Raw genomic sequence first — 8,078 nt, forward strand, 5'->3', positions numbered from 1 at the left:
GTGAACGGCACCGGAAGGGGCGCGGGAGCGGCCGCCGTCAGCCGCGCGGGCCGTCTCCGGCGGGCAGCCCGCAGTAGCGGTCCAGCAGGTGGGCGACCTCGCTCACATGGGGTGCCCTGAGCATCGTCGCGTGGTCACCCGGGATGTCGACGAAGGTCACCTCGCCCACCGAGTAGTTCTCCCAGTCCGAGAAGAGCCCCGCCACTTCCGGCGCATGGTTCTTGGTCCGGAACACATACACCGGGATGTCCAGCTTCCGCCGGGGCAGGACGACGTCCCGCGAGTACATCAGCTGATGCATCTGGAGGCGCAGGAAGCGGTCCAGATAGTCCTCGCTGAGGAAGGCGGAGACCCGCGGATCGTTCTTCGCCCGGTCCAGGAGGACCTTCTTGGCCTCCTCGTAGGGGAGGTCCTTGAGAAGGTCCCGGTCCTGGTCCAGCATTCCGCCGATACCCATGGCGAGGATGAAGACCCGGGTCTCCTCCTCGGTGAGGTCCGCGTCCGCCACGGGAATGTCTCCCAGCCTCGGCGGGGTGTCGAGGATGATGAGGCCCTTCGGCCTGATGCCCCGGTCCAGGAGCATCGTGGCGAGGTAGAAGGCGATGTGCCCGCCCAGGGAGTGCCCGCCGATGTAGACGCCGTCCCCGGCGACCCCGGCCGCCGAGTCGGAGCAGAACTGCACCATCTCGTCGAACGACGGGTAGACCGGTGACTCCCCGGCACCGAGACCGGGCGCCTCCACCCCGTGGATCTCGCCGAACCCCCGCAGATGGCGGGCCAGTTCGATGTAGCCGAGGACGGTCCCGCCCGCCGGGGGCGCGAAGACGATGCCCGGCCCGTCGCCGCTGAGCGGGTTGAGCCGCACCAGCTTCGCCGCGGGGTCCCCGGCGGATGCGGACCCGTCCGCCGTCCGCTCGTCGAGCGCCTTCGCCAGGCTGCGGACGTCCGGGTACAGGAACACCTGCTTGGGATCGACCGGCACGCCTTCCCCGTGGAGGACCGAGACCAGTTTGATGGTCAGCAGAGAGTCGCCCCCGAGATCGAAGAAGGAGTCGTCGGGACGGACGTTCTCGCGCCCCAGCACGGACCGGTACGCGGCCAGCAACGTCGCTGCCTGCGGGGAGAGTTCCCCGGCCTCCGCGGCCGGGTCGGGGACCACGCCCGGCGCCTCCTCGCTGCCGCCCGTACGCAGCCGTGTGACGTCCACCTTGCCGCTGCTCCTGAGGGGCAGCGCATCGTAGACGTGGACGGCCGAGGGCACCGCGTACGGCGGGACCAGCCGGCGTACCCCCTCCAGGATGTCGGCCACCCGCAGGCCCTCGGCGGCGACATGGGCCGTCAGCGCCCCCGCCGCACCCGAGGAGGCGACGACGAAGGCATCCCGAACCCCGTCCAGCGAGCAGAGCGCACTCCGTACCGCGTTCAGCTCGACGCGGTGACCCCTGACCTTGACCTGGCCGTCGCGGCGGCCCTGGTAGCGGAGTTGGCCGTCACGGCTCAAGGTGACCCAGTCGCCCGTGCGGTAGAGCCGCACGCCCGGCAGGGCCCCGGTCTCGACGAAGCGGCGGTCGGCCTCCTCCTCGTTCCCGACGTACCCGAGCGCGAGCCCCTCGCCGCCGACGTACAGCTCACCCAGCACGCCGTACGGGACGAGCGCGCCCGCCTCGTCCAGGGGGAGGGCGATCCGGCCGGGGAAGGGGCGCCCGATGGGGAGGGCTCCGTCCACGGGCCGGGTCGTCGAGTACGTCGTGGTGAACGTGGTGTTCTCGGTCGGGCCGTAGCCGTTGGTGACGCGGATGCCCGCGCTGTGCTCCAGGACCCGGTTGACGTGGGCGGGCGAGACGACGTCACCGCCGACGACCAGCTCCGCCACCCCGGCGAAGAGGGACGCGTCGGCGTCCGTCAGCTGGTGGAACAGCGGTGCGCTCACCCACATCAGGGTGGGCCGGCTCCGCTCGATCTCCCGCCGGAGCGCACCGACGTCCAGGAGGGTGTCCTTCCCGGTGAGGATCAGCGTGCCCCCGTTGAGGAGCGCCGCCCATATCTCGAAGGTCGACGCGTCGAAGGAGAGGGCACCCGTCTGGAGCACGCGTACCCGCTCGTCGAGCGTGATCCACCCCGGCTCCCGCACCAGCCCCACCACACCGGCCTGGCTGATGGAGACGCCCTTGGGGCGGCCCGTCGTGCCCGAGGTGAACATGACGTACGCCTCGTCGCTCCCGGCGACGGGGGACCCCTCACTCCCTGAGTCCGGGGCCGGATCCTGGAACGGCACGGCCACCGCCTCGCTCGCGGCCTCGCCGGACGCGTCGACGGGGAACAGCCCCCGGGCCGAGAGGCGCCAGCGGATCCCGCCCGTGCGGAGAACGGACGCGGCGACGCCCGGCGGCAGTTCGGGGTCGATCGGAACGTACGCACCGCCGAGCTTCAGGATTCCGAGAATCCCGGTGATCGTGGAGAGTGCCTTCTCCGCGTCGATCGCGACGCGGTCACCGACGGCGACCCCCTGCTCCCGCAGACGGGCCGCCAGCGACCCGCTCCGGTCGTCCAGCTCCCGGTAGGTGATCTCCTGCTCACCGTGGACCACGGCGGTCCGCTCCCCATGGGCGCGAGCCGTCTCCGAGAACGCGGCGGCGATCGAGTCGACGGGCGCCTCCCGACTCGTGTTGGCGGAGAGCCGCACCACCTCCTCCTGCTCCTCCGGAGTCAGCACGCTCAACTCCCGTACCCGCGCTCCGTTTTTGCTCGCCATGGAGAACAGGAGCGTACGGAAGTGGGCGCGCCAGCCCTCGACCGTCTCCTCGCGGAAGAGCGAGGTCGCGTACTCGAAGGCCAGGGTCAGCCCGTGGTCGCGCTCGTACGCGTGGAGGGAGAGGTCGAAGCGCGCGATGCGGTGCCGCAGGTCGATCGGTGTGCGGGCCGCGCCCGTGAACTCCGGGAAGTCCTCGCGCGGAACGTAGTTGAACATGGTCTGGACGATGGGCGGGCGGGAGGTGTCGCGGCCCTCGGAGAAGTTGGTGACCATGTGGTCGAAGGGGTAGTCCTGGTGTTCGAGCAACCCCGTCATGGACCGGTGGACCGCCGCGCACTGATCTTGTACGGAGGCGGATCCGGCCAGTGACATCCGGCAGGGGAGCGTGTTCACGAGCATGGACACCGTGTCCAGCAGCGCCGGATCGTCACGCCGCATCGCCGGCATCCCGACGAAGAACTCCCGCTGCCCGCTGAGCCGGGAGAGGAACACACTGAAGGCCGTCCCCAGGAAGACCGCGCTCGACACCCCGGCCGACGCGGCGGCCTCGGCGATCCGGCGGACCTCGTCCCGGCCGAGTTCGAGGAAGAGGGTGTCACCGGCGTAGGACTGGAGCTGCGGACGGGGGAAGTCCGTGGGCAGCTCAAGGGGTTCGGTCTCCTGCGCCAGCACCCCGCGCCAGTGGTCCGCCGCCTTCCCGGAAGCGGCACCGGCCGCGTCCTGCAGCGCCACCGCCCGGGTGATGTCCGACGGAAGCGCGGTGAGCAGCGGCACGTCCTGCGAGACCAGCGCGTTGTAGACGGTCACCAGGTCACGCATGAAGACACTCAGCGACCAGCCGTCGGACGCGATGTGGTGGTGCGAGACGACCAGGACGTCCTTCCCCGCAGGCAGACTCACCAGCGTGTAGCGGGCCGGCGGCGCCGCTTCCAGGTCGTACTTGTGCGCCAGCTCCCGGTCCAGGGTCTCCCGCAGCACCGACTCCGCCTCACCGGCTTCCCGGTCCCGCAGATCGACCCGGTCCAGCGGGACGGCGGGCGCGTCGACCAGCCGACTGCGCGGCACCCCGTCGACCGTCTCGAAGGCCGTACGCAGCGACTCGTGCCGACGGGTGACGTGGACGAGCGCCTTCTCCAGGAGCCGGGACTCCAGCGAGCCCGCCAACTCCCAGGCGGCCACGATGTTGTAGAGCGCGAGCTCCGGTTCCACGCGCTCCGCGAAGTAGATCCTCCGCTGGGCACTGGAGAGACCGTCATCCGCCACCAGCACCTGCTGCTGAGACCGGGACTGCGGTTCGACGGCGGCGCCCGCCGCCGACTTCTCATCGATCAGGCTCGCCACCGCGGACAGTCTGGAGCTCTTGAAGAACTCGTGCAGCGCGACCGTGACACCGAACGCACGGCGGATGTCGTTGGCCAGCCGGGCCGCCATCAGGGAGTGGCCGCCGAGCATGAAGAAGTCGTCGTCGCGCGCGAGGTTCTCCGTACCGAGGATCTCCTCCCACAGGGCGGCGAGCCGCTGCTCCGTCGCCGTCTCCGGCGGGGCGGCGGCCGTCGTGGAGCTCACCGTCTGGAGCAGCCGGACCGTATCGACGCGCCCATCGCCCTTCCGAGGGATCTGTGCGACCCGGGAGCTCCGCAACGCCGGTGCCAGCTCGGTGAGTTCCGCGGACGGCAGTTCGCCCTCCGCCACGTAGAAGTAGCGCGGCACCGGCTCCCAGCCGGGCTTGCGGCGGACGTGCGAGGCCACATCGGGGTGCGCGCCGTCCAGGCCGATGTAGGTGACCGGCTGGTTGCGGCGGACCGCGATGTCCACGGACTCCAGGGCCAGATCGACATCGAGGGAGAGGAAGCCGCGCCGCTCGATCGGCATGCTCGCGCCCGCGCCGCCCGACATACCGGTACCGGACCACGCGCTCCAGCCCAGGGACAGGGCGCGCCGGTACCCCTGGTCCCGGAGAGACCGCACGGACGCGTTGAGCGCGCTGTTCGACGCGGAGTACTCCGCGTACCCGGCACCGCCGAAGTAGGCGTTGACCGAGCTGAATCCGACGAGCAGGGCGTCCTTGGTCAGGGCTCCCGCCAGCGCCGCCATGCCGTGCACCTTCAGGGCCGTGTACCGCGCCAGCCGGCCGTCGTCGACGCGCGGGGCCCCGTCGAGGCGCTCCAGTGCCTCGCCCTCGCCCTCGCCTTCGCCGAAGTTGCCGAGACCGGCCAGGTGGAACGCCCCGTCGACGCGTCCCTCGGCGGCGGACCGCAGCGCGGCCCGGAGCAGCTCCGGCGCGTCGGCCGAGGCGAGGTCCACCGGGACGTAACGGGTCCGGGTGCGGGCCTCCAGGGCCCGCAGGGCATGGCTGCGGCTCTCGTCGAGCTGCTCGGCCGGCGTACTGCCGACGACCACGAGCCGGGCGCCGTACTTCTCGGCGAGGAAACGGCACAGCTCCCGCCCCACACCGCCGAGGCCGCCCGTGACGATGTACTGGCCGCCCTCCTTGATCCCGGCGGGCACCCCGGCGGGATCGCGCGGCGCCGGGGAGAGCGCCCGTTCGGTACGGACCCCCGAGCGGTAGGCGACCGCCGGTGCGGCGGCAAACGTCACCAACTCGCGCGCCAGCAGGCCCACGTTGGCCTCGTCGACCGCATCGAGGTCGCACCAGACGACCACCGGTTCACCGGCCTCGGCGTTGACGCTCCGCACATACCCCTGGAGGGCGCCGAGATGGGCCCGCGCAAGGTCGTCGTGCGCCCGCCCGGCGGCCGTGACCAGGGCGATGCGCAGCTTCTTCGCCGGTCCGGCGGCGTGCGCCCCGATCGCCTTCGTGGTGTCGCTGATCAGCTCGTAAACGGCCCGGCCGTCCCACCCGGCCCGGGTGAGCCGCAGATCGACCACCGCGTCCACCGTGCCGTCCGGCCGCTCGGTCTCCCCGTCGGCCCGTACGGAGAGCGCCTCCGACAGTACGCGGGTGACCTCGGCACGCTCCGCCGGTCCACCCCCGACCAGACCGAGCGTCACCGGCTGCCCGTCCGCGGCGGGCAGGATCCTCGGCTGCTCGGTCTCCACGAAGAACCACGGCGGGATGAACGACGCACCCGAGCCGCGCGTCTGCGCGACGGCGTGCAGCCGCTCGTCCAACGTGCCGTCCTGGAGCCGTGCGACGAGCTTGCTCCGCTGGATCTTCCCGATGCTCGTCTTGGGGATGTCCTCGGCGGGCAGTGGGACCACATGGCGCGCGGAGAGGCTGAACTCCCGCCGCAGCGTGGTCTGGATCTCCTTGATCTGCCGCAACAGCGCATCCTCGGCGCTCAGTTCGGATGCGTAGAAGATCGCGAGGTGGTCGGTGACGTCGTCCTCGTCGCGGACCGAGCAGGCGGCCGCGAACGACGGCAGGACGCCGTCGACGGTCTCGACCACGGCCTCCAGGTCGACGTTCTGGATGTTGACGCCGTTCACGATGATCAGGTCGGCGCCGCGGCCCGTGAAGGTGACCTTGCGGTCCCGGACGAAGGCCAGGTCCCCGGTGTCGAACCAGTCGTCGTCCCGGAAGAACTTCGCGTTCGCCCCCGGGTTGTTGAAGTACTCGACCAGCCGGGTCAGCCCGCGGACCTGGAAGTGGCCCACCTGCCCCTCGTCGAGGAGCTCGCCCGCGTCGCCGACGACGCGTACGTCCACCCCCGGATAGACCCGGCCGCACTCCACGAACCGGCTCGGCGCGGTGGACTCCGACGCCGAGAACTCGATCCTGCCGTCGGGCCGGATCCGGTCGACGTGCTGCACGCCGGTGGACTTCCCGTACTCCAGCGCGTCCGAGACCACCACCATGTTGCACGTCTCCGACATGCCCCACTCCGGCTTGATCGCCTGCGCGGGCAGCCCGTAACGCTCCAGCAGGCCCAGGAGCCGCTGGCAGGTGGCGAAGTGCACCTGCTCGCCCGCGTTGATCCAGCGCCGTACCGCCGACACGTCCCAGTCGGCGGCCTCGCTGCCCGCCACGGTGTCGGCGAGCAGGGCCAGCATGGAGTTCGGGCCCCAGGTGACCGTCGCCCGGTGCCGGGTCGCCAGGTCCAGCCAGCGGGTGGGCCGGGCGAGGACGTGGCCGGTGGCCGCGTGGACCTGGGAGGCGTCCAGGTACAGGGGGAGGAGATGGGAGTGGATCAGCCCGACCACGTGCTCGATGGCCAGCCAGTTGAGGAAGACGTCGTCGGCCGCGTACCTGCTGTGCTGCACCGCCGCCTGCTGCTTGTGCACGATGTTGGCGTGGGACTGCACCACCCCCTTGGGGGTGCCGGTGCTCCCCGAGGTGAACAGGATCAGCGCCGGCGACTCCGGGTCGACGTCCACCGCGACGGCGGCGTCGGAGCACGCCTCCGCCTCGGCCAGCGAGAGGAGCGCCCCGCCGTCCAGCAGCGGCCGCACCGCCTCCACCAGAGCGGGGGAGGCCAGGACCCGGGGCTCGTGTGCCGTGGTCCAGATCCGTCTGAGGCTCTCGGCCTCGGCCCGGCGCTCGTGGTAGTCCGCCGATGGCGTCACCGGGACGGCCGTCGCCCCCGCCAGCAGCGCACCCCAGAGCGCGACGGCGAACTCCTCGTGGCCGGCGGCCAGGACGAGGATCCGGTCGCCGGGCACGACCCCGTCGCCGCGGAGGAAGGCCGACACCCGCTCGGCCCGCTCCAGGAGCCCGGCGTACGGCAGGAACACCTCCGTACCGGCGGAGTCCACGAAGTGGCAGCCCTGCCCGTTGCCACTGCGGGCGGCCCGGTACAGCGTGTCGGTCAGCGTCCGCGCGTCCCCCGGTACGGGTAACAGCGGCGGCCCCTGGACATAGGCGGGAACGGCGGGAACCGCACCGGGTATCCGCTCGTCGCCCGCCTCCCCCGGCGCAGGGGGAGAGGCGGCGTACGCCCTGCGTGCCAGCGGGCTGCCGTAGTCGTACGACTCCCCGTACAGCACGACGCTCTCGCCGAGGCCGTGGCTCTCCCGCCATCCGGCCTCCAGCTCCGCCAGCCGCTGCGCGTCCACGAGCGCCGCCTGCCGAAGCGTCGCGTAGTCCACCGCGCCCCGGTCGTCGAGCGGCAGGCAGGAGACGGTGACGACATCGTCCACCGGGAGCCCGGTCAGGCTCTCGGCGGTGAGGGCACGGCCCGAAACCGTCCTGACGAAGGCCACGGAACGCGTCGCGCCGCCCGGGGTGCGCAGCTGGACCGCCGCGCACTCCGCGACGTCGGCGACCTCCCGGACACGTGCTTCCACCACGGCCACCGGATAGCGGCGCCCTTGGTGGCGAATCAGCTCGGATACGCGGTTGGTGTTGCGAATCGGCATGATAAAC

At 71.7% G+C, this 8,078-nt stretch carries 1 protein-coding gene; it reads right to left on the reverse strand.

All coding sequences use genetic code 11. The features are described from left to right. Positions 1–37: 37 nt before the first annotated feature. Positions 38–8,071: a non-ribosomal peptide synthetase gene (locus IE264_RS11615; protein WP_032759208.1), complete on the reverse strand. Its 8,034-nt coding sequence runs from the start codon at positions 8,069–8,071 to the stop codon at positions 38–40. Positions 8,072–8,078: the final 7 nt, after the last annotated feature.

The sequence above is a fragment of the Streptomyces microflavus genome (assembly GCF_014650075.1).
GTDB classification, from domain to species: Bacteria; Actinomycetota; Actinomycetes; order Streptomycetales; family Streptomycetaceae; genus Streptomyces; species Streptomyces microflavus.

Coding starts and splice junctions, on each gene's coding strand:
- IE264_RS11615 (WP_032759208.1), bottom strand. CDS start 8,071: ATGCCGATTCGCAACACCAACCGCGTATCCGAGCTGATTCGCCACCAA.